This window comes from Streptomyces sp. NPDC052064 (assembly GCF_055585925.1).
Genome location: NZ_JBVJJE010000002.1, coordinates 479082 through 499465 on the forward strand (window position 1 = coordinate 479082; position 20384 = coordinate 499465).

Consider the following 20384-nt stretch of genomic DNA (forward strand, 5'->3'; position numbering starts at 1 on the left):
AGTGCCGCTGGGTGAGCGCACCTACACCGACACCTACTCCGCATGCGGGCGCGAGTTCCCCGGGGACAAGAACTCCGCACGCCCGGGGTTGTTCGGTGCTGGTGAGGTGCCAGCCGAACAACGGCGCACGGCGGTCGAATAGCCGAAGGACGTGGCCGGGACGGGCCATGGGGCGGCGGTCCGAACCCTGCGAGGGGAGGGTTCGGGCCGCCCCGCGTCCGCTCACAACCGCGACAGGCTGGAGGAGAGCCATGCACGGACGACATCGCACCCGGCACCTCGCCGTGGGGCTGGGCGCGGCGGCGCTCACGATGACGCTCACCGCGACGACGACTCCGCACTCGGCGACAACGGCAGCAGAGCGGTACGGCTGGGGCGACCCGCTCCCCGCGTGGTCGGACGAGTTCGGCTACGGCTCCGAGGCCGGCCCCGCCGTACCGGACCGCGCCAAGTGGCGCCTGGCCGGCGGCGGTCCTGACACGTGCTGGCCGGGCCACAGCGACAACGGCCGCCGCTGCGACGCCAACACCCGTGTCTTCGGCGGAGTCCTGCGCATGACCGGCGAGGCGGACGGCGACACCGGCTGGCTCGCCTCGCAGTACGGCCAGAAGTACGGCAGATGGGAGGCCCGCGTGCGCTCAAGGGTCACCGCCCCCGGCAACGGCCGGCCGTACCACCCGCTGCTGATCCTGTGGCCGGACTCGAACGAGCACCCCGAGGACGGCGAGTACGACTACCTGGAGAACGACGCCCCCGGCGAGAGGTGCGCCGAGGCGTTCCTGCACTACCCGCACCCGGAGGACGTGCCCGTACAGCAGGAGCACGCCCGCACGTGCGGTGTGGACCTGTCGCGGTGGCACAACGTGGCCGTCGAGTGGACCCCGGATTACCTGCGCGGCTTCATCGACGGCGAGGAGTGGTTCCGCTTCTCCGGCGGCGCGAACGCGGACCGTGACTGCGTCCAGTGCGCCCCGTCGATGCACCAGACCATCCAGCTCGACAACTTCCACGGGGACGGCCTCCAGAGCGCCGTCTACGAAGTGGACTGGGCGCGGGTCTACGACCTGCCGGACGACGAGAGCGTGAGGTGACCGTGATGCCGGACTCCACGACGACGCGTATGCCGAAATCCCTGATCTTCGTCCTCGTCCTGGCCGGCGGACACGCGCTCGGCAACGTCTTCGGCGGCTGGGCGGTCATCGACGAGAACCAGAGCAAGCTGGACCACGGGCAGGACCTGCTGATGCCGATGGCCCTGGCCTGGTTCGTGGCGATGTTCTGCTGGGGCCTGGCGGCACTCCAGGCCGTCTGTGTCGTCCTGGCGCGGGGCCGCCGCCTCTGGGTCCGTGTGGTGCTCATCGTGTGCCTGTCCTTCGTGGCCCTGGGGATGGTCCTCGCCTTCCTCGGCTCGCTGGTCGCCGGGGCACCCAGCCTCCCGGCGTTCCTGATCGCGTTCGCGGACCTGGCGGCCCTGTGGACGGTGAGCGGCGAGACGGGCCGCCGGTACTTCTCGGTACGCGCTCCGGCTCCGGGGGTGACCACCACATGACCTACCCGGCGTACGACCCACCGCGGCCCCCGGCCCCAGCCGGCCCGCCGGCATCTCCCGCCGACCCGCCGACATCTCCCGCCGACCCGCCGGCGGTCGCCCTCGGCAACGCCACGCTGCTCGGCATCGGCTATCTGCTGCTGCGTCAGTGGCGACTGGCGGCGATCGCCGTGCTCGGCACGGCCGTGCTCCTCGACCTCACCGCCTCCACCGCCGAGACCAGGTACGAGATCCTGCTGCTCCTGTGGTGGGCGGCCGGCATCACCCACGGCTGGTACCTGGCGCGTCGCCGCCCGGAGCAGGCCGTACGACGCGGGCAGCGCGCGGGCACGCTCGCCCTCGCGCTCGCGGTGGTGCTGACCGCCGTACTGCTCCGCACCGACGCGTACGGCATCGGGAACCGCGTCACCGCGGCCCGCGAGGGCGGCGACTGCGAGGCGGCCGTCGCCGCACAGGGCGAGGTGTGGTGGGGCCACCGCCTGGCGGGCGCGCCGGTGGTGGAACCCGGCGACGCGGTGGTGGCGGCGTGCCACCGCCTGGACGGGGCAGCGGCCGCCCTGGCCCGCGCCGCACACAGGGGCAGCACCGAGGACCTGGGGCGGGGCTTCGGCACGCTCGCCGGCGTCCTGAACGAGCCCGGCAACGAGCAGACCGTCAGGACGGTCCTGGACACCTTCCTCGACGGCCTGCCCACCGACAACTCCTGCGACACCGCCGCCCTCACCGCCTGGCTCCGCGACCGCGGCCCCACCCACGACGTCCTGGACCGCTCCGCCGGCACGGCGGCACGCACGGAACCCGCCGCCCTGGTGGGCTGCGGCGACCGCCTGATGACCGAGGACGCCTGGCGGCAGGCGCGGACCCACTACCAGCGACTCCTCGACTCCTACCCGGACGACGCCCGCACGGACGAGGCCCGCGACGGCGTGCGCAAGGCCACCCTCGCCATCGAACTGGACCACGTGCGCGGCCTGGTCGAGAACACCTACGGTGCCGACTCCGGCTACTGCTCCAAGCCCGCGAAGTACAGCGGAGCCCCGCCCTACCGCAAGGGCACCAACCGCGCCCTGTTCCTCGGCGACTCCGAGTACACCGACAAGCTCCCCGGCTCCTGGCGCACCGGCGACCCGGCCAAGGCCGCGCTCGTGGTCTGCGCGGACGCGGCGGAGAACGGAGCCGCCGTGGAGACCTGCGCCTACGAGAACGACAAGTCGAAGTACCTGCCCCACCAAGTGACCTTCTACAAGGTCAAGATCCCCCTGAAGGTCTACGAACTGCGCACCGGCAAGCGCCTCGACCCGCGCTCGGTCCAGATCGGCGGCGGAAGCTGCCCGAGCGTCCTGCGCTACGAGTACTACCTGCACGACCTGGGGCCGGGCGACCAGTTCGTCTCCACGTCCAAGTCCGGCGTACGGGACGCGTTCCGCCCGGTCGTCGAACGGTGACCAGCCGTTCTCCCGGCCCGTCCCGGCCCGTCACGCCCGCCGCATCCGCCGCAGCGCGGCCCGGGCCGGGAGAACGGTGGCCGCCGTGGCGAGCAGCAGGCAGCCGGTCACCACGCCCGCGACCCAGGGCCAGGCCACCGACAGTTCGACCGGCAGTCCCAGTTCCCGCCGCAGCCCCTGGGCCGTGCCGAACAGGGCGGGAGCGGCCACCGCGAGGCCCAGGGCGGCGCCCAGGGTGACGACACAGTACGTCTCCGCCGCGAGCGTCAGCAGCACCTGGCGCGGTGTCGCACCGGACAGGCGCAGGACGCGGAGGTCCCGCACCCGGCCCGCGGTCGCCGTCAGCACGGTGGAGGTGACGGCGATCATGGTGTAGCCCGCCGTGATGGTGACGAGGATCAGGGTGAACAGCCACACCAGCCGGTCCTCCTCGGCGTCGTCCGAGGCCGCGTGGACCGCCACCGGGACCTCCTCGGCGCCGAGTCCCGAGAGGGACGGCGTGGGTGTGGCGGTGGTGCGGTACACGACGTCCGCGAGGGCCGACGGGTCGTGGGCCCGTACCAGCTCACGCGGCAGGAACACCTGGTACGGCATCGAGTCGTCCAGCACGGCGGTCACGCGCAGCTGCCGGGTGCGGCCGTCCTCGAAGGTGAGGGTGGCGGCACGGCCCTCCCGCCAGCCGTGCGCGGCGGCAACGGCGGCGGTGACGACGACGGTGTCCCCGCGGGGTGCCCGCGCCTTGTACGTCTGCTCGAACGCGGGCGTCACCCCGGCCGCCGACAGGGCCGCCCTGCCCTCGCCGCCGTAGACCGTCGTCGACAGCAGCGCCGTGCCCCCGACCCGGTCGACCGCGGCGTCCGACAGGCCCGGTGTGCCCCGCGGCACTACGGCCGCCTCGGCCCGTAGGGCCGCGGCCTGCCGGGTGGTGTCGGCGCTCTGGGTGGTCTGCACGGCGCTGGTGATCAGTACGGCGAAGGCGACGGTCGCCAGCACCGGGGCGATCGTGGCGGAGGTACGGCGCACCGAGGTGAGCATGTTCTCGCGTACGAGCACGGCCGTGGCCCCGGGGCGCCGGGCGAGCGGCCGGGTCAGCGCCCCGATGACGGGCCGGGTCAACACCGGCAGGAGGAGGGTGAGTCCGGCCGTCAGGCACATGGCCGCGCCCAGGACCAGCAGCACCATGGCGTCGGCCCCCGCGACGGCCGTGCCCGCCGAGCAGGCCGCGCCCAGGCCCGTCGCCAGCAGCCCCGTGACCCACCGGCGGCGGGTCATCGGCCGGCTGTCCACCGCGGCCTCCCGCATCACCTCCAGCGGCTTCACCCGGGAGGCCCGACGTGCGGCGGCACCCGCTCCGGCGAGTGCCACGACCACACCCAGGGCCCAGGCCGCTGCCGGTACCCACCACCGGATGCTCACCTCGAAGCCCGCCGGCTGGAAGCCCGCGTCGATCAGCAACCCGGTCATCGCGGGCGCCAGTGCCACTCCCGCGACCGCCCCCGCCCCGGCGCCGACGACGCCCACCGCCAGGGCCTCCCCGTACACCAGCCGCCGCACCTGCCGCGGTGTCGCACCGATCGTGCGCAGCAGGCCGAACTCACGGCGCCGCTGGGCGACGGCGAACGCGAACGTCGAGGACACGTTGAAGACGGTGACGAAGGCGGAGAGCAGCGCCATGGCGGTGAGCACCTGGCCGCCGATCCATCGGGTCATCTCGTCCTGCTTCGGCGCGAGCGCGTCACGGGAGGCGCCGGTCAGGACGGTGCCGTCAGCGCCGACGACGCTCCGGGCGGCGGCCGCGACCCGGGTGGGGTCGGTGCCGGGACCGAGGACCAGCCCGATGGCCCGTACTCCGCCCGCCAGTTCGGCGGCCCGCCGGTCTGTGACGTAGTAGCCGGGGCCGTCGATCGTGCCGGACACCGAGAAACGCTGCGGTCCGCGTGCCGTCAGCACCGTGAGGGGCTCGCCCGGCCGGTGACCGAGGGAGTCGTCCACGACGATCTCGCCCTCTGCCGTCGGCGGCCTGCCCCCGCTCAGGCCGTACGCGGCGAGCGCCGCGGCCGACCAGGGGTGGCCCTGCCGCTCCCCCGTGCGCTGCTCGCTGCCGGGCGCCTGCGCGTAGAAGGACCGGTCGGCCACCGCGGTGGCCACTCCCGGCAACCGGCCGAGCTCCCGCCGCAGTTCCTCGGCGCGCTCCGGCGCCCACGGCGGGTTCTCCGCGAACATCCCGGCGGTCGGCGCCCCCGCCGGGCTCCGCACCAGCACCGGCGCCCCCGCGAGCCGCTGCGGCACTCCCGTACCGTCCGACAGCAGCACCAGTGCGCTCATGGTGACGACCGCGACGCCCAGCGCCACGGCCACGAAGGACCCCAGGAAGGAGGTCCACCGCTCCCTCGCTGTCGCCAGGCTGATCACGGCCGCACCTCCAGGGCGGCCGTCCGCGCCGCGATCGTCTCGGCGCCCTCGGCGCCCGGCAGTTCGTCCGCGAGCCGGCCGTCGGCCAGCAGCAGCACCCGGTCCGCGTACGCCGCGGCGGCCGGGTCGTGCGTCACCATCACGACCGTCTGTCCGCGGCTGTCCACCAGGTCCCGCAGCAGCCGCAGCACGACCCGCGAGGCGCTGCTGTCCAGCGCGCCGGTCGGCTCGTCGGCGAAGAGGACGGCGGGCCGGGCGATCATCGCCCGGGCGATCGCGACGCGCTGCTGCTGGCCGCCGGACAGTTCACTCGGCCGGTGTCCGTGACGGTCCGCGAGCCCGACGGCGGCGAGTGCCGCGTGCACCTCGTCCGCCGAGGGGCGTGTCCCGGCCAGTCTGAGGGGCAGTTCGACGTTCTGCGCGGCGGTCAGTGCCGAGACCAGGTTGAACGCCTGGAAGACGAATCCGATCCGGTCCCGGCGCAGCACCGTGAGCGCGTTCTCGTCCAGCGCGCCCAGTTCCGTACCGCCGATCAGCACCTCGCCGGCGCTCGGCCGGTCGATGCCCGCCGCGCAGTGCAGCAGGGTGGACTTGCCGGAGCCGGAGGGGCCCATGACGGCCGTCATCGTCCCGGCCGCGAAGTCCAGGGTGATGTCGTCGAGTGCGGTGACGGCGCGGCCGCCGGTGCCGTAGTGCTTGGTCAGCGATCGGAGTTGGACGGGCAGCAGGGCCGAAATGCCTGGCGTAGTCGTGATGTTCGTCTTGGTCATGCCTTCAAGGCAACGACGGGAACACCGTCCGGCACATTGCCGCCTGGGCGAGGGCCGATACTCCACCTGGCACTACTGCCTCCACCATCCGGCGCCGCTACGGTCGACCGCGTGACCACCCCTCGAACCGTCCTGGAGGCCCTCACCCGCAGCCCGTTGGGGTTCCTGTGCACCGTCTGGCCGTGGCGCGCACTGGGCTATCTCCTGTCCGGCGGGGTGTTCGCGACCGGTGTCTACCTGGGTGTGGCCGGGCTGTTCGCCGCGCCCATCGGCACATTCGCCAGGGTGCTCTGCGCGGGGGCCCTGGTGGTCTTCGGGGGCGCCCTCGCCGGTCCCCTGGAACACCGCCGCCTCTCTCTCGTCGACCGGGGCGACGGTGGCGGAAGCGGTGGTGGCGGCGGAAGAGGTGGCGAGGGCGGTGGCGGGGGCGGGGGCGGGGGCGGTGGCGGTGGCGGTGGCGGTGGCGACCGGCAGCGTCCGTGGCACGGTCCCCGCACCGTCGGCTACGGCGCCGTGTCCGTCCTGGCGGTCGGCTGGATGGACCTCGCCGTGGTCCTGGTCTCGCTCGGCATCCCGGGTTTCCTCCTCCTGACGCCCTTCCAGCCCACCGCCATGCCCTGGCAGACCGTGGCGGGCCCGGTCGCGGGCGCGCTGCTGCTGCCCGTGGCCGCGTATCCCATCGGGGCGTGGGCCGCCGTCCGTGCGGCGGTGGGCCGTGCCGTGCTCTTCCCGAGAGACCGCGAACTGCGCGAGGTCGTACGGTCCCGGGCCCGCCTCGTCGACGCGTTCGAGACGGAACGCCGCCGCATCGAACGCGACCTGCACGACGGCGCGCAGCAGCGGCTCGTCGCCCTCACCATGAAGCTGGGCCTGGCCACCCTCGACCTGCCGCCCGGCAGCGCGGCGGCGAAGCAGGTCGGCGAGGCCCACGCCCTCGCCAAGGAGGCGCTCACCGAGCTGCGCGAACTGATCCGGGGCATCCACCCGCAGATCCTGACGGAACGCGGACTGCCCGCCGCCGCACGGGACATCGCCGGGCGCTGCCCGGTCCCCACGGACCTCGACCTCGACCTCCCGGGCCGGCTGCCGGCCGCCGTCGAGCAGACGGCGTACTACGTGACCGCCGAGGCCCTCACCAACATCGCCCGGCACAGCGGCGCCGGCCGCTGCCGCGTCATCGCCCGCTGCCTCGACGGTGTGCTCCGCCTCGACATCGAGGACAACGGCTCCGGCGGCGCCGACCCCGCTCGCGGCACGGGCCTCATCGGCCTCGCGGACCGGATCGCCGCCGCCGACGGCAGAATGCTCCTGTCCAGCCCGCCCGGTGGGCCCACACTGCTGAGAGCGGAGATCCCGTGCGCCGGACCGTCCTCCTGAGAACGGAGACCTGATGCGGCAGTCCCTCCGCCTGGTGATCGCGGAAGACGCCGTCCTCCTGCGGGAAGGTCTCGTCCATCTGCTGGAGCGCTTCGGCCACCGGGTGCTCGCCGCCGTGGGCGACGGCCCGGCCCTGCTCGCCGCCGCCCGGGAACACCGCCCCGACCTGGTGATCACCGACGTGCGTATGCCACCGAACCAGACGGACGAAGGCCTGCGCACGGCCCGCCGGCTCCAGGCCGAGCAGCCCGGGCTGGCGGTCCTCGTGCTCAGCCAGTACGTCGAGCAGACCTTCGCCGACGAGCTGCTGGACGACCGCCGCGGCAGCGTCGGAACGGGCTACCTCCTCAAGGAACGCATCGGCGACGTCGAGGAGTTCGCCGACGCCGTCGCCCGCGTCGCCGCCGGGGCGACGGTCGTCGACCCGGACGTCGTACGCCAGCTCCTCGCCCGCCGCCGCGACCCCCTGGACCGGCTCACGCCCCGCGAACGCGAGGTCCTCGCCCTCATGGCCGAGGGCCGCTCCAACGCGGCGATCGCCCGCCGCCTGGTCGTCACGGACGCGGCCGTCGCCAAGCACATCGCGAGCATCCTCCAGAAACTGGACCTGCCCCCGTCGGCCCCCGACGACCATCGCCGGGTCCTGGCGGTACTGGCCTACCTGCGCGCCTGACTCCGCACCGGCCCGCCGGTCGAGGGCCGCGGCCCCGCCCGCCGCGCCTGCACCGCACGCAGCCCCAGGAACACCAGCAGCCCGAACGGCGACAGCAGGATCGTGAGAACCAGCAGCGGCCCCATCAGCAGGGCGGAGATCTCCAGCCGCCGGCCCTCGCGGTACATCCACTGACCGATCAGCAGATCCCAGGCGATGACCTGCGCCCAGACGGCACCGGCACCGTCCGGGAGGGCCGTCAGTTCGCGGAAGCTGCCGAGGTCCGGACTGCTGACCGCGGTCCACAACTCGGGGAACACCGGTACCGCGAGCGCGAGATACACGAAGAGCACCGGCACCACGGTCAACGGTGACCCGGCGATGCGCGCGGTCGGCCCCCACGCCGGCGCGAAGATCATGAGCAGCCAGACGGGCGCGGCCAGGAGGAAGGAGAGCTCGAAGAGGAATCCGGTCATGGCACGAGGTCCTTCGAGGCGGGCGCACTTGTCGCCTCCGACGCCCCGTGTGACGGAGGCGTCCGGCCCGTCCGCACGGCCCCGTACACCCCGAGAGCGACGGCGATCAGCGTCAGGCCGGCCGCCCCCAGCGTCGCCCCGTCCGGACGGATCAGCGGCTGGCCGCGCAGGGCCTGCCAGAGGACGAGAGCGAAGACGGCGGCGTACGCACCCGAGGCGACCAGCACGAGACGCAGCCGGACGCGCTCGTCGGCGAGACGGGCGAAGCGCGGTGCGAGGACGGTCAGCATCATGAGCAGCAGCGGCAGGAGTTGCAACGCGTGCATGCCGAAGAAGTGCGGAATCCGCAGATCACCGCCGGTCGTGGACCAGCCGGTCAGCGGCATCGAGGGACCCCCGTCCGGCACGCCCACGCTGTGCGCGCCGACCACCTTGGAGACGCCGCGCCGCTGCCCCGGCGCGGGCTGGGTCATCAGGAAGCCGACGGCGGCCCCGGCCAGCGCCAGCAGCATCCCGGAGCGCATGGCCCAGGCGGACGCCCGGTCGGCGATCCGGGCGCGCAGCAGCAGCACGGCGACGACGAGCGTGCCGGTCCACAGGATGACGACCGTGACGGCCATCGCGTTGAACAGCGCCTCGTCGAAGGGTGTCTCGTGGTTGAAGTGGCTGCGCTTGCCGCGTACGACCTGCCCGGTGATGATCACCATCTCGACGAGGCTCGCCAGCGCGACGACGGTCCCCGCCCACCAGCCCACGCGTCGCCGACCGGGGAGAAGCGACAGCATCCAGGCGAGCGAGAGGCAGTACGCCACGAACGAGACCGCGAACTTGAACGGCTTGGCCCAGATCGGCGCCCCCACGAGGACGCGGTCGTCGACCAGGAGCCCCACCGCGGACACGACCGCCATGACCGCCATCGCGGCCGAGAACACCACCAGCGGCCGATGCCAGGACGTACGTAAGAACACCATGCCCACCCCTGAGCTAGACACCAGTGAAGAGGTCGAATAGATACCGACACTATCCACTATCCGATAGCCCCACTATCTATCATTGGTGCCGGGTCGGCAAGCGCCGACGCCACGGGCAGGGCAAAGGGCAAGGAGTGAACCGGCATTGCGCATCGGAGAGTTGAGCCGGAAGACCGGGGTTCCGGTGCCGACGATCAAGTACTACGTCCGAGAAGGGCTGCTCCCGGCAGGGGAGCTGACCAGCCGCAACCAGGCGAGCTACGACGAGACACACGAACGCCGGCTCCGGCTGATCCGCGCCCTGCTCGACGTCGGCGGCATGAAGGTCGCGGAGATCGCGGAGGTACTGGCGGCCGTCGACGACCCGCAGCGCTCACTCCACAAGGTGCTCGGCGCGGCAGCCGACCGCATGGGCGGCACGGCCGCCGACCACGACGACGCCGAATCGTCGGCCGCCCGCACCGCCGTGGCCGACCTCATCTCCCGGCGCGGCTGGCGCGCCCACGAGTCGAACCCCGCCGCCGCCGACCTCTCCAGAGCCCTGGCCGCCCTGACCCGGCTGGGCCACGGCACCTTCGCCGAACTCCTCGACACCTACGCCGAAGCCGCCGAACAGGTCGCCCAGGCCGACCTCGCGTACGTGGACCGGCGGGTCGCGGTCGAGGACATGGTGGAGGGCGTGGTCATCGGCACCGTCCTGGGCGAGGCGGTGTTCAGCGCCCTGCGCCGCCTGGCCCATGTCGACGCGTCGGCCGGGCTGTACGGGGCGGAGGGGGCGCCCAAGGGCGAGAAGAGCTAGCCGCGGAGCCCGGTCCGGTACTGAACCGTTCGGTAATGTGTTCGCACGGGGCGGCCCGACCGGCTGCTGCCAGACGGACGGGGGAACACCGATGACAACCGCTCACGCCTTATCCGAGGCCGGGAGCAGCCGACCGCCTGAGAGCGACAGGGTTATCGACGTACGGGACCTGCGGATGCGCTACCGCAGCCAGGACGTACTGAAGGGGGTCGGCTTCACGGCCCGGCGCGGTGAAGTCGTCGTGCTGCTCGGCCCGAACGGCGCGGGCAAGACGACCACGATCGAAGTCCTGGAAGGCTTCCGGATGCGCTCGGCCGGTGACGTGAGCGTCCTCGGCACCGACCCGGCTCGCGGGGACGAGCGGTGGCGTGCGCGCCTGGGCATCGTGTTGCAGTCCTGGCGCGACCACGGCAAGTGGCGGGTGCGGGAACTGCTGACCCATCTCGGCTCGTACTACGCCCCGTACTCCACCGACCTCGTACGGCGGCCGTGGGACGCCGACGAGCTCATCGCCGCCGTGGGCCTGACCGAGCAGGCGGACAAGCGGATCGGAACCCTGTCCGGCGGGCAGCGCAGGCGTTTCGACGTGGCCGTCGGCATCGTGGGCAGGCCCGAGCTGCTGTTCCTGGACGAGCCGACGGCGGGTCTGGACCCGGAGGCCAGGAACGAGTTCCACGGCCTGGTCCGCGGGCTCGCGGACGAGAACACCACCGTCCTGCTGACCACGCACGACCTCGCCGAGGCCGAGAAGCTCGCCGACCGGATCCTCATCCTGGCGGGCGGCCGGATCGTGGCCGACGGCCCGGCCGAGGAGCTGTCCCGGCAGGCATCGGCCGAGGCCACCGTGCGCTGGACGCGGGACGGGCGGCCCTTCGAGGAGTCGACGCCCGAGCCCACCCGGTTCGTCCGCCGGCTGTTCGAGGAACACGGCGACGCGATCGGCGGTCTGGAGGTGCGCCGGGCGAGCCTGGAGGACACCTACCTGACGATGGTGCGGGAGCTGGAGGCGGGGAGCGTCCCCGACGAACGGGCGGCACACGCCTTCGAGGAGGAAGCGCGATGAGTCCGGTGTGGTACGCGGCGGGACTAGGAGTGCGGCGCGGCTGGACGGAACTCCGGCAGACCTTCACCACCGGCCAGGACGTGTTCGGTTACGTGCTCTGGACGGTCCTGATCATGGTGCCGCTGTTCCTGGCCGGGGACGACCCGCTGAAGGGCGCCGGCATCTCGACCGGCGCGTTCATACTGCCGAGCCTGCTGGGCATGACGCTCGCGTTCACCGGGATGACGACCACGGCGCAACTGCTCGCGACCGAACGCGAGGACGGCACCCTGCTGCGGGCCAAGGCCGTGCCGCACGGCATGGTCGGCCACCTCGTCGGCAAGATCGTCATGGTGTCGGGGACGGCTCTCGTCTCCATGGCCCTCCCCTTCGCCGTCGGCGTGTTCCTGGTGGACGGGGTTGCCCGGCAGGGCGGCGGAGCGCTGCTGACGCTGGTGTGGGTGATCCCGCTGGGCCTCCTGGCGACCCTGCCGATCGGCGCCGTCATCGGCTCACTGGTCAGCAGTCCGCGCACCGTCGGGCTGCTGATGCTCCCGGTGATGGGACTCGTCGTGATCTCCGGGATCTACACCCCCCTGTCGAAGCTTCCCGAGTGGCTGCAGACCGTCGGGCAGATCTTCCCCGTGTACTGGCTCGGCCTCGGCCTGCGGGCCGCGCTGCTGCCGTCCGAAGCGGTCGCCGCCGAGATCGGCGCCTCCTGGCAGCACCTGGAGACAGCGGGCGTACTGGGGGCCTGGGCGGTCGCCGGGCTGCTCCTCGCACCGTCCGTCCTGCGCCGGATGGCCCGCCGCGAGTCCGGGGCCGCGATGGCGGAGCGGCGCCAGAAGGCGATGCAGCGGGTCGGATAGTGAAGCACGGGGAGCTGCGAGGGTGGCTGGAGCGTGGCCGGGCGTCGGCGGAGGCCAATCCGCTCCTCGTCGACATCGGTGTCGCCCTCCTGGTCCAGGGCGCGATGACCATGCCGTTCGTCGTGCCGCGGGCGGCCGGGGCACCGCCGGCGACCTGGGCCGCGTACGGGCTCAGCACGCTCACCGTGGTGCCCCTGGTCTGGCGACGGCGCGCACCCGTCGCCGTACTGTTCGCGGTGCTGGCCGCCAACGCGCTGTACCGGCTGACCGTGGAGGGGCCCGGGCAGCCGTTGCCGTACACCGGGCTTGTGGTCGTGTACACGATTGCCGCGCTGTCGCCCGCGCGCAAACGGCTCGTCGCCGGGGTCGTGTTGCTGGTCGCCGTGCCGGTGGGGGTGTGGCTCAATACGCGGTCGGCTCGTGAACTGACCTTCTCGGTCTTCGTGTTCGCGGCCGCCTATGTCTTCGGGCGGCTCACCGACGCACGTCAGCGGGCCCACCGCGTCGAGGCCGAGCAGGCCGCCGCGCGCGAACGGGCCCGGATCGCACGGGAGATGCACGACATCCTCTCCCACGCCGTGAGCCTGATGATCGTGCAGGCGGAGGCCGGGCCGGTGGCCGTGCGTGCCGCGCCGGAGCGGGCCGAGGCCGCCTTCGACGCCATCTCCGCGACCGGGCGGGACGCCATGGTGCAGTTGCGCCGGATGCTGGGCGTGCTGCGTGAGGGTGACGACGAGAGCGGTGGTGCCGGCCCGCGCGAACCGCAGCCCGGGATCGCGGAGTTGCCCGGTCTGCTCGACCGGGTGCGGGCCGGCAGCGGGCTGGATGTCGTGTACCGGACGGAGGGGCCGGTCCGGCCGTTGTCGGGGGCGGTCGCGGCGACCGTCTTCCGGGTGGTCCAGGAGGCCCTCACCAATACCGTCAGACACTCCGGAGCCCGTACCGTGACCGTACAACTGTCCTACGGAGGCAGCGACTTGTGGGTGCGAGTGACAGATGACGGGCGTGGTCCGCAGGCCGGGGCCGCTGGTCGCCGGGGCGGGCACGGGCTCATCGGGATCCGGGAGCGGGCGGCTGCGCTCGGGGGGAGCGCGATGACCGGGCGGGGAGCGGACGGGCGGGGCTTCGAGGTGCGGGTGCGGCTTCCCGTACCGGCCGCGGTGGAGACCGGGCGGTGACGATCCGGGTGGTGGTCGCCGACGACCAGGAGCTGGTGCGCAGCGGCTTCGCGCTGATCCTGGACGTCCAGCCGGACATCGAGGTCGTCGCGGAGGTGGGTGACGGGGCCGAGGCCGTCGAGGCGGTGCGGCGGCACACCCCCGATGTGGCGCTGCTCGATGTGCGCATGCCGCGCATGGACGGGATCGAGGCCTGCCGTGCGATCAGCGCCGCGAGCGACTGCCGGACGGTGATGCTCACGACCTTCGACTCCGACGAGTACGTGTACGACGCGCTGCACGCGGGCGCGAGCGGTTTCCTGCTCAAGGACGTCCGCCGCGACGACCTCGTGCACGCGGTACGGGTCGTCGCCCAAGGCGACTCGCTGCTCGCGCCCTCCGTGGCCCGGCGTCTGGTGGAGCAGTACACGCGGTCCACGAGGTACCCGCGGCCCGCCGCACGGCTGGACGTGCTGACCGGGCGGGAGCGCGAGACGCTGCTGCTGCTCGCCCGGGGCCTGTCGAACGCCGAGATCGCCGCGGAGCTGGTGGTCAGCGACCACACGGTCAAGACGCACGTCGGCAACGTGCTGGCCAAGCTCGGACTGCGGGACCGGATCCAGGCCGTGATCTGCGCGTACGAGACCGGGCTCGTCGCGGCCGGGGATCCCCCGCCCGGGGGAGCGGACCGGGCCGGCCCCTCCCCCACGTCGGCGAGGAACTGACCGTCCGAGACCCCCTGCGGGGGCGATCCGCGCGACGCCGCCGGTCCCGAGGATGGAGCCGTACCGACAACAACGGCTCACACCCACGGAGTTGACCATGCCCCGTACCGCTTCCCTGCTGGCCGCCGTACTCCTCGCAGGAGTCGTGGCGGGTCCGTCCGCCTTCCCGGCCGCCGCCGCCACGCCTCCTGACCGGGCCCCCGCCCACCTTGCCGCTCAGCCCCGGAACCCCGCCCTCCCCGCCGCCATCGCCGGCCTCCCCAGCGCCGACGCGACCGCGGCACTCGTGCGCGTCGGAGGCGACGAGGGCGTCTGGCGCGGCAGTTCGGGCGTGCACGATCTGCGGACCGGCAGGCCGGCCGATCCCGGCGCCCGCTTCCGCGCCGGTTCCGTGACCAAGGTCTTCACCGCGGCGGTCGCCCTGCAACTGGCCGCCGAGGGCCGACTGGACCTGAACCGCAGTGCCCGCTCGTACCTGCCGGAGCTGATCCCGGCGTCGTACGGGGGCGTCACCGTCCGGCAGCTCCTGAACCACACGCACGGCATCCCGGCCCCCGACTTCCCCGGCACGCTCGAGGAGGCGTACGCCGACCGCTTCCGGATCTACGACCCCCGGGACATGGTCCGCTCGGCGACGTCGAAGAAGCCCGAGTTCGCGCCGGGCGAGCGGCAGCACTACCTCAACATCGGGTACACGGTCGCCGGTCTGCTGATCGAGCGCGTCACCGGTGACTCGTACGAGCGTCAGGTCGCCCGGCGGATCCTGCGCCCGCTCGGGCTGCACGACACGTACCTGCCGGGGAAGAACCCGCGTATCACCGGCCGGCACAACCACGGCTACCAGACCATGCGGCTGGACGACGGCACGACCGGGCTGCGCGACGTGTCCGTGTGGGGGTCCACGGACGGCTGGGCGGCCGGGGACATCATCTCGACCACGGCGGATCTCGAACGGTTCACCAACGCCGTGTTCGGGGGCCGGGTCGTGCGCGGACCGCTCCTGGAGGAGATGTTCACGCTGCCGGAGGTGACCGACTTCAAGAGCGGGAAGCCGGCCGCGTACTCCATCGGCCTCTCGATGAAGGTGCTGGGCGGCCGCGAGGTGTGGGGCAAGACGGGCGGGCGCTGGGGCTACAACGCGGCCATCGCCTCCACCCGCGACGGCTCGCGCACTCTCGTGTACAGCGTCAACTCCACGGACGCCAAGGGCCAGGACATGAACGAGGTGGCGGAGAACATCATGGTGGCGGTGTACGGGCGGCCTTAGCAGCCCTCACACGGTCGGCGGAGCCGCCCGTACGAGGCCCGTCTGGTAGGCGATGACGACCAGTTGCGCACGGTCGCGGGCGTGCAGCTTGGTCATGGCCCGGTGGATGTGGGTGCGTACGGTCAGCGGGCTGAGCGTGAGGTCCTCGGCGATCTCGGTGTTGGACCTGCCCTCCGCGGCCAGGGCCATCACCTCGCGTTCGCGGACCGTGAGGTCGGCGAGGCGCTCCGGTGGTGCCAGGTGGGCGTCGGGGGCGGGTGCCATGAGGAAGCGGGTGATGAGGGAGCGGGTGGCGACGGGTGAGAGGAGCGCGTCGCCGGAGGCCACCGTGCGCAGGCCGGCCAGCAGGGTGTCGGCGGTGACGTCCTTGCCGAGGAAGCCACTGGCACCGGCCCGCAGCGCCTGGGCGACGTAGTCCTCGGTCTCGAAGGTGGTGAGGATGAGGACGCGGGTGGCGGACAGGTCCGGGTCGGCGCAGAGCGTGGCGGTGGCGGTGAGGCCGTCGGTGCCGGGCATGCGGATGTCCATGAGGACGATGTCGGGGTGGTGGACGCGGGTCAGCTCCACCGCCTCCGCGCCGTCGGAGGCCTCGGCGACCACCTCCATGTCCGCGCAGGAGTCGATGAGGATCCGGAAGGTGGCCCTCAGCAGGGCCTGGTCGTCGGCGAGCAGCACCCTGATGGTCATGGCGTGGTTCCTTCTGCGGGATGGGTGGTGGGTTGCAGCGGCAGCGCGGTGGTGACCTCGAAGCCGCCCTGGGGGCGGGGGCCGGCGTACAGTTCGCCGCCGATGGAGTGGGCGCGTTCGCGCATGCCGATGACGCCGAAGCCGCGGCCCTGAGGGGCCTCGGCCGCCGGCTTGCCGGTGCCGTCGTCGGTGACGGTGATCAGCAGGCGGGAGCCGGTGTAGGCGAGGCGTACACGGGCGGCCTCGGCGGTGGCGTGCTTGGTGACGTTGGTGAGCGCCTCCTGCACGATCCGGAACGCGGTCAGGTCCACGCCGGGTGACAGCGGCTGCGGCTCCCCCTCCGTGGTGACGGTGACCTCCAGGCCCGCCGACTCGCACGCCGAGACCAGCTCGGGCAGGCGGGCCAGGCCGGGGGCCGGTTCCAGGGCCGTGGAGCCGGGGCCGGTGTCCGCGTGGTCGTTCTGCCGCAGCAGGCCCAGCGCGGCCTTCAGCTCCCGGAGCGCGGAGGACGTGGTGCCGGTCAGGTCGGTGAGGATCTTCTGGGTCTGCTCGGGGTGGGTGAGGGCGAGGTGCGCGGCCGTGCCGGCCTGGGCGTTGGCCAGGGCCATGTGGTGGGCGACGACGTCGTGCAGCTCGCGGGCGATGCGCATCCGTTCCTCGGTGACGCGCAGCCGGGCCTCCTCCTCCCGGGTGCGCTCGGCGTGTTCGGCCCGGGCCTGCACGGACTGGAGGTAGGCGCGCCGCAACTGGGTCATCTTGCCGGCGGCCAGGGGCAGCATCAGCCAGAAGACCGGGCCGATCGTCCTGAGCAGCAGCGAGACGTGGTTCATGGAGTCGGAGAACACTGCCGCGAGCGTCACCGCGACCAGGGTGGTGATGCCGTAGGCGCGGGTGGACTTCCGGTCGGTGAGCGCGGCCAGCCAGTAGAGCGCCGCCATGACCGGGGCCAGCAGCAGCGGCGTGACCAGATAGCCGAGCGTGACCGCGGCCACCGTGCAGCCCCCGGCCACGACGACGACGGTGCGCGGGTGGGTGCGGTGCTTGAGCAGGACGAGACAGGCGATGCCCGTGAGGACGGTGGCGGTCTTGTCCTGGTCCGGCGGTTCGGCGCCGGGCAGGGTGAGCGAACCGCCGAGGGCCGAGCAGCCCATCAGCGCCAGGACCATGGCCAGATCGACGAGGAACGGGTGGCGTGCCGAGAACTCCTCCAGGCGATCCGCGTAGCGCCGCTCCAGGGTGATACTCATCGGGCTCTCCGGGGGGTGGGCTGGGACCCATGGTGGTCGACGTCGGGCGGGAACGCCCGAGGGGCCGCCCGTGTCCTTCGCCACGGACGGCCCTGGTGCGGGGTGGGTCAGGTGCGCGCCGGCTCCAGGTCCGGTGCGGGGTCCGGGGCCGGTTCCTCCGTCTCCGGCCGGCGGGCGAGCGCCTCTCCCTCCACGTCGACGCGGGGCAGCGCCCGGTCCAGCCACTTCGGCAGCCACCAGGCCTTGTCGCCGAGCAGGGCGAGGACGGCCGGCACGATGGCCATCCGGACGACGAAGGCGTCGAACAGGACGGCGGAGGCGAGCCCGAACCCGATCATCTTGATCATGGAGTCGCTCTCGCCGATGAACCCGGCGAAGACCGCGATCATGATCAGGGCCGCCGCCGCGACCACCCGGGCACTGTGCCGGAAGCCGGACGTGACCGCCTGTGCGGGCGACTCGCCGTGGACGTACGCCTCCCGCATCCGCGAGACGAGGAACACCTCGTAGTCCATCGCGAGGCCGAAGACGATGCCGACCTGGAAGATCGGCATCAGGCTCATGATCGGGCCGGTCTGCTCCACGCCGAAGAGTTCGGCGCCGTGGCCCTGCTGGAACACCACGACGACCGCGCCGAAGGATGCCAGCACCGACAGCAGGAAGCCGAGGGCCGCCTTGAGCGGGACGAGCAGGGACCGGAAGACCACCAGCAGCAGCACGATCGCCAGGCCGACGACCACGGTCAGATACGGGACCAGCGCGGCCTGAACCTTCTGCGCGATGTCGATGTTCATCGCGGTGCTGCCGGTGACCTCGAAGCTCGCGCCGGTGGCGGACTCGATGGCGGGGCGCTCGCCCCGGATGGTCGTCACCAGGTCCTTGGTCTTCTCGTCGGTCGGCGCGGTGGACGGCACGACGGAGAAGACGGCGGTGTCACCGGCGTCGTCGAAGCGGGCCGGGGAGACGGACACGACGCCCTTCGTGGCGCCGATCTCCTTGGCGATCTCGTCCGCGGCACCCTTGGGATCGGCGGCACCCCTGCCGTCCACGACGACGGTCAGCGGCCCGTTGAAGCCCGGCCCGAAGCCCTCGGCGAGCGCGTCGTAGGCGCGGCGTTCGGTGGTGGAGACCGGCTTGGCCTCGTCCCCGGGCATGCCCAGCTGGAGGCCGGCCGCGGGCAGGGCGAGGGCACCGAGGCCGACGACGCCGAGGAGCAGGACGGGTATCGGGCGGCGCAGCACGAACCGGGCCCAGCGGCTGCCGCCGTTGGTGTCGCCGCTCTCCTCGATCCGGCCGCTCTTGCGGGCCCGCCGGGTGAGCACGGCGTTCGGCCAGAAGCCGAGGAAGGCCGGGACGAGCGTCAGCGCGATCAGCACGGCGACGACGACCGCGCCGGCGGCGGCCAGGCCCATCTTGGTGAGCATCGGGATGCCGACCACGGAGAGCCCGGCCAGCGCGATGACGACGGTGAGCCCGGCGAACACGACCGCGGACCCGGCCGTGCCGACGGCGAGTCCGGCCGCCTCCCGCGGCGCACGGCCCTTGGCGCGCTCCTCCCGGTAGCGGGACACCACGAACAGGGCGTAGTCGATGCCGACGGCGAGGCCCAGCATCATCGCCAGGGTGCCGGTGGTGGTGGACAGGCCGAGGGCCTGGGACAGGGCGAGGATCGTGGCCATGCTGACGCCGACGCCGATGACGGCGGTCAGCAGGGGGAGCCCGGCGGCGGCCAGGGAGCCGAAGGTGATGAGAAGGACGACGGCGGCGATCGAGACGCCGATCACCTCGGCCGTGCCGCCCGGCCCGGCGTTGTCGGCCAGCGCGCTGCCGCCCGCCTCGACGGTCAGCCCGGAGTCCCGAACCCCCTCGATGGCGCGCTCCAGATGGGTCCGGCTGGCGTCGGTGAGGTCGTTCCCCTCGACCTTGTAGGTGACGGTCGCGAAGGCGGTCGAGCCGTCCTTGCTGATCGTCTTCGCCTGGAACGGGTCGACGGCGCTCGCGACCTGCGTGCCGTCGCCCAGGCCGGCCACGGCCTTCTCGATGGCCTGCTTGTTCTCGGGGGCGGTCACCTTCTCGCCGCCGGGCGCGATGAACACGACCCGGGCGGTCGCCCCGTCCGCCGTGGCCCCGGGGAAGCGCTGTTCCATCAGGTCGAACGCCTTCTGGGACTCGATGCCGGGCATCGAGAACCCCTCGTCGGCGGCCCCCGGCGCCCTGAGGGCGCCGAGCCCGACGGCGGCCAGGACGGCCGCCCAGACCAGGGCGACGTACCAACGTCGCCGGAAGGCCAGTCGGCCCACTCGATACAGGAAAGTAGCCACGGCAGCGGGTCTCCACATCTGGTGTCGATCGTCTGCCAAGGCTCTCCGCGAGCGGGGCGTCCCGTCGTCGTGCGGCTGCCGACAATCCTGGCTACTCAGAACGCAGTACGAGCGGGCCGGCGGTCCGCCTCGGGTACGAGATTCCCGAGCCATGCGCCGCGGCCTGTGCTACCGTCTTTGTTGTTGCAGTTTTGGTTCCCAGAGACTTCGAGTGCTCTATCGACCTTCGTCGACGAGCACTCTTTTTAGTTTCCGAGGATTTTCGGATCTCTCCGAGGGTGATCATTTCAGCGACTCCGAGTCCGTAAAGTGCGGGTCTCGGGTTTGTCCCCCAAAGGGAGATTCAGCATGGCATCTGGCACTGTGAAGTGGTTCAACGCGGAAAAGGGCTTCGGCTTCATCGAGCAGGAGGGCGGCGGTCCCGACGTGTTCGCCCACTACTCGAACATCGCCACCTCCGGCTTCCGCGAGCTTCAGGAAGGCCAGAAGGTTACCTTCGACGTCACGCAGGGCCAGAAGGGCCCGCAGGCCGAGAACATCGTGCCCGCCTGACGCTTGACGCGTCCGACGTGACCGGGGCCCGCACCGTGAGGTGCGGGCCCCAGCCTCGTTTCATCC

Annotated in this window: 19 protein-coding genes; 12 read left to right on the forward strand and 7 right to left on the reverse strand. The window is 72.6% G+C overall.

The window, feature by feature from the left end:
- The first annotated feature begins 251 nt into the window (after positions 1 to 251).
- Genes ACZ6TU_RS06820 through ACZ6TU_RS06830 form a run of 3 tightly spaced genes read left to right on the forward strand, consistent with a single transcriptional unit; the run spans position 252 to position 2994 of the window.
- Positions 252 to 1091 carry a glycoside hydrolase family 16 protein gene (locus ACZ6TU_RS06820; RefSeq protein WP_467674451.1) on the forward strand — a complete coding sequence of 280 codons (840 nt, stop codon included), beginning with the start codon at positions 252 to 254 and terminating at the stop codon, positions 1089 to 1091.
- A 5-nt stretch (positions 1092 to 1096) separates the two neighbouring features.
- Positions 1097 to 1549: a hypothetical protein gene (locus tag ACZ6TU_RS06825; RefSeq protein WP_469547169.1), complete on the forward strand. Its 453-nt coding sequence runs from the start codon at positions 1097 to 1099 to the stop codon at positions 1547 to 1549.
- Positions 1546 to 2994 carry a hypothetical protein gene (locus ACZ6TU_RS06830; RefSeq protein ID WP_469547170.1) on the forward strand — a complete coding sequence of 483 codons (1449 nt, stop codon included), beginning with the start codon at positions 1546 to 1548 and terminating at the stop codon, positions 2992 to 2994. The genes ACZ6TU_RS06825 and ACZ6TU_RS06830 overlap by 4 nt, the downstream gene beginning before the upstream one ends.
- Before the next feature lie 30 nt (positions 2995 to 3024).
- On the opposite strand, the gene ACZ6TU_RS06835 is transcribed toward ACZ6TU_RS06830, so the two are convergent.
- Both ACZ6TU_RS06835 and ACZ6TU_RS06840 read right to left on the reverse strand, forming a co-directional pair.
- Entirely contained in the window at positions 3025 to 5406 is a 2382-nt protein-coding gene (locus ACZ6TU_RS06835; protein ID WP_469547172.1) for an FtsX-like permease family protein, read from the reverse strand.
- The gene (locus ACZ6TU_RS06840) at positions 5403 to 6176 is read right to left on the reverse strand and encodes an ABC transporter ATP-binding protein (protein WP_467674444.1); all 774 of its coding nucleotides are present in this window, start codon (positions 6174 to 6176) and stop codon (positions 5403 to 5405) included. The genes ACZ6TU_RS06835 and ACZ6TU_RS06840 overlap by 4 nt, the downstream gene beginning before the upstream one ends.
- Positions 6177 to 6287: 111 nt before the next feature.
- Here ACZ6TU_RS06840 and ACZ6TU_RS06845 point away from each other — a divergent pair, with 111 nt between their 5' ends.
- Complete coding sequence (locus tag ACZ6TU_RS06845; protein ID WP_469547174.1) at positions 6288 to 7553, forward strand: sensor histidine kinase; 1266 nt, start codon at positions 6288 to 6290, stop codon at positions 7551 to 7553.
- Positions 7554 to 7566: 13 nt separating this feature from the next.
- The gene (locus ACZ6TU_RS06850) at positions 7567 to 8226 is read left to right on the forward strand and encodes a response regulator (RefSeq protein ID WP_469547176.1); all 660 of its coding nucleotides are present in this window, start codon (positions 7567 to 7569) and stop codon (positions 8224 to 8226) included.
- Here the strand turns inward: ACZ6TU_RS06850 and ACZ6TU_RS06855 are convergent.
- Positions 8211 to 8681: an ABA4-like family protein gene (locus ACZ6TU_RS06855; RefSeq protein ID WP_469547178.1), complete on the reverse strand. Its 471-nt coding sequence runs from the start codon at positions 8679 to 8681 to the stop codon at positions 8211 to 8213. The genes ACZ6TU_RS06850 and ACZ6TU_RS06855 overlap by 16 nt on opposite strands.
- Positions 8678 to 9598: a hypothetical protein gene (locus ACZ6TU_RS06860; protein WP_467679438.1), complete on the reverse strand. Its 921-nt coding sequence runs from the start codon at positions 9596 to 9598 to the stop codon at positions 8678 to 8680. The genes ACZ6TU_RS06855 and ACZ6TU_RS06860 overlap by 4 nt, the downstream gene beginning before the upstream one ends.
- Before the next feature lie 199 nt (positions 9599 to 9797).
- On the opposite strand from ACZ6TU_RS06860, the gene ACZ6TU_RS06865 reads away from it, so the two are divergent.
- From ACZ6TU_RS06865 to ACZ6TU_RS06890, 6 genes are all read left to right on the forward strand, one after another.
- Positions 9798 to 10451: a MerR family transcriptional regulator gene (locus tag ACZ6TU_RS06865; RefSeq protein WP_467679095.1), complete on the forward strand. Its 654-nt coding sequence runs from the start codon at positions 9798 to 9800 to the stop codon at positions 10449 to 10451.
- 91 nt (positions 10452 to 10542) lie between these two features.
- Entirely contained in the window at positions 10543 to 11514 is a 972-nt protein-coding gene (locus tag ACZ6TU_RS06870; protein WP_467679097.1) for an ABC transporter ATP-binding protein, read from the forward strand.
- A complete protein-coding gene (locus ACZ6TU_RS06875; protein WP_467679098.1) occupies positions 11511 to 12362 on the forward strand; it encodes an ABC transporter permease in 852 nt (283 codons plus the stop codon). The genes ACZ6TU_RS06870 and ACZ6TU_RS06875 overlap by 4 nt, the downstream gene beginning before the upstream one ends.
- Positions 12362 to 13540 (forward strand): sensor histidine kinase, encoded by a 1179-nt coding sequence (locus tag ACZ6TU_RS06880; protein ID WP_469547181.1) that lies wholly within the window; start codon positions 12362 to 12364, stop codon positions 13538 to 13540. The genes ACZ6TU_RS06875 and ACZ6TU_RS06880 overlap by 1 nt, the downstream gene beginning before the upstream one ends.
- Positions 13537 to 14244, forward strand: coding sequence for a response regulator (locus ACZ6TU_RS06885; protein WP_467679101.1), 708 nt, complete (start codon positions 13537 to 13539; stop codon positions 14242 to 14244). Before ACZ6TU_RS06880 ends, ACZ6TU_RS06885 begins: the two co-directional genes overlap by 4 nt.
- Positions 14245 to 14341: 97 nt before the next feature.
- Positions 14342 to 15511, forward strand: coding sequence for a serine hydrolase domain-containing protein (locus ACZ6TU_RS06890; RefSeq protein WP_469547184.1), 1170 nt, complete (start codon positions 14342 to 14344; stop codon positions 15509 to 15511).
- A gap of 6 nt (positions 15512 to 15517) precedes the next feature.
- Here ACZ6TU_RS06890 and ACZ6TU_RS06895 read toward each other — a convergent pair whose 3' ends face one another.
- The 3 genes from ACZ6TU_RS06895 to ACZ6TU_RS06905 all read right to left on the reverse strand — a co-directional run bounded on the left by ACZ6TU_RS06895 (position 15518) and on the right by ACZ6TU_RS06905 (position 19766).
- Positions 15518 to 16198: a response regulator transcription factor gene (locus ACZ6TU_RS06895; RefSeq protein WP_467679105.1), complete on the reverse strand. Its 681-nt coding sequence runs from the start codon at positions 16196 to 16198 to the stop codon at positions 15518 to 15520.
- A complete protein-coding gene (locus ACZ6TU_RS06900; protein WP_469547186.1) occupies positions 16195 to 17445 on the reverse strand; it encodes a sensor histidine kinase in 1251 nt (416 codons plus the stop codon). Before ACZ6TU_RS06900 ends, ACZ6TU_RS06895 begins: the two co-directional genes overlap by 4 nt.
- Before the next feature lie 107 nt (positions 17446 to 17552).
- On the reverse strand, positions 17553 to 19766 hold the full coding sequence (locus ACZ6TU_RS06905; protein ID WP_467679109.1) for an MMPL family transporter: 2214 nt from the start codon (positions 19764 to 19766) through the stop codon (positions 17553 to 17555).
- Positions 19767 to 20114: 348 nt separating this feature from the next.
- Between ACZ6TU_RS06905 and ACZ6TU_RS06910 the strand changes: the two genes are divergently transcribed.
- A complete protein-coding gene (locus ACZ6TU_RS06910; RefSeq protein ID WP_010032345.1) occupies positions 20115 to 20318 on the forward strand; it encodes a cold-shock protein in 204 nt (67 codons plus the stop codon).
- Positions 20319 to 20384 lie beyond the last annotated feature (66 nt).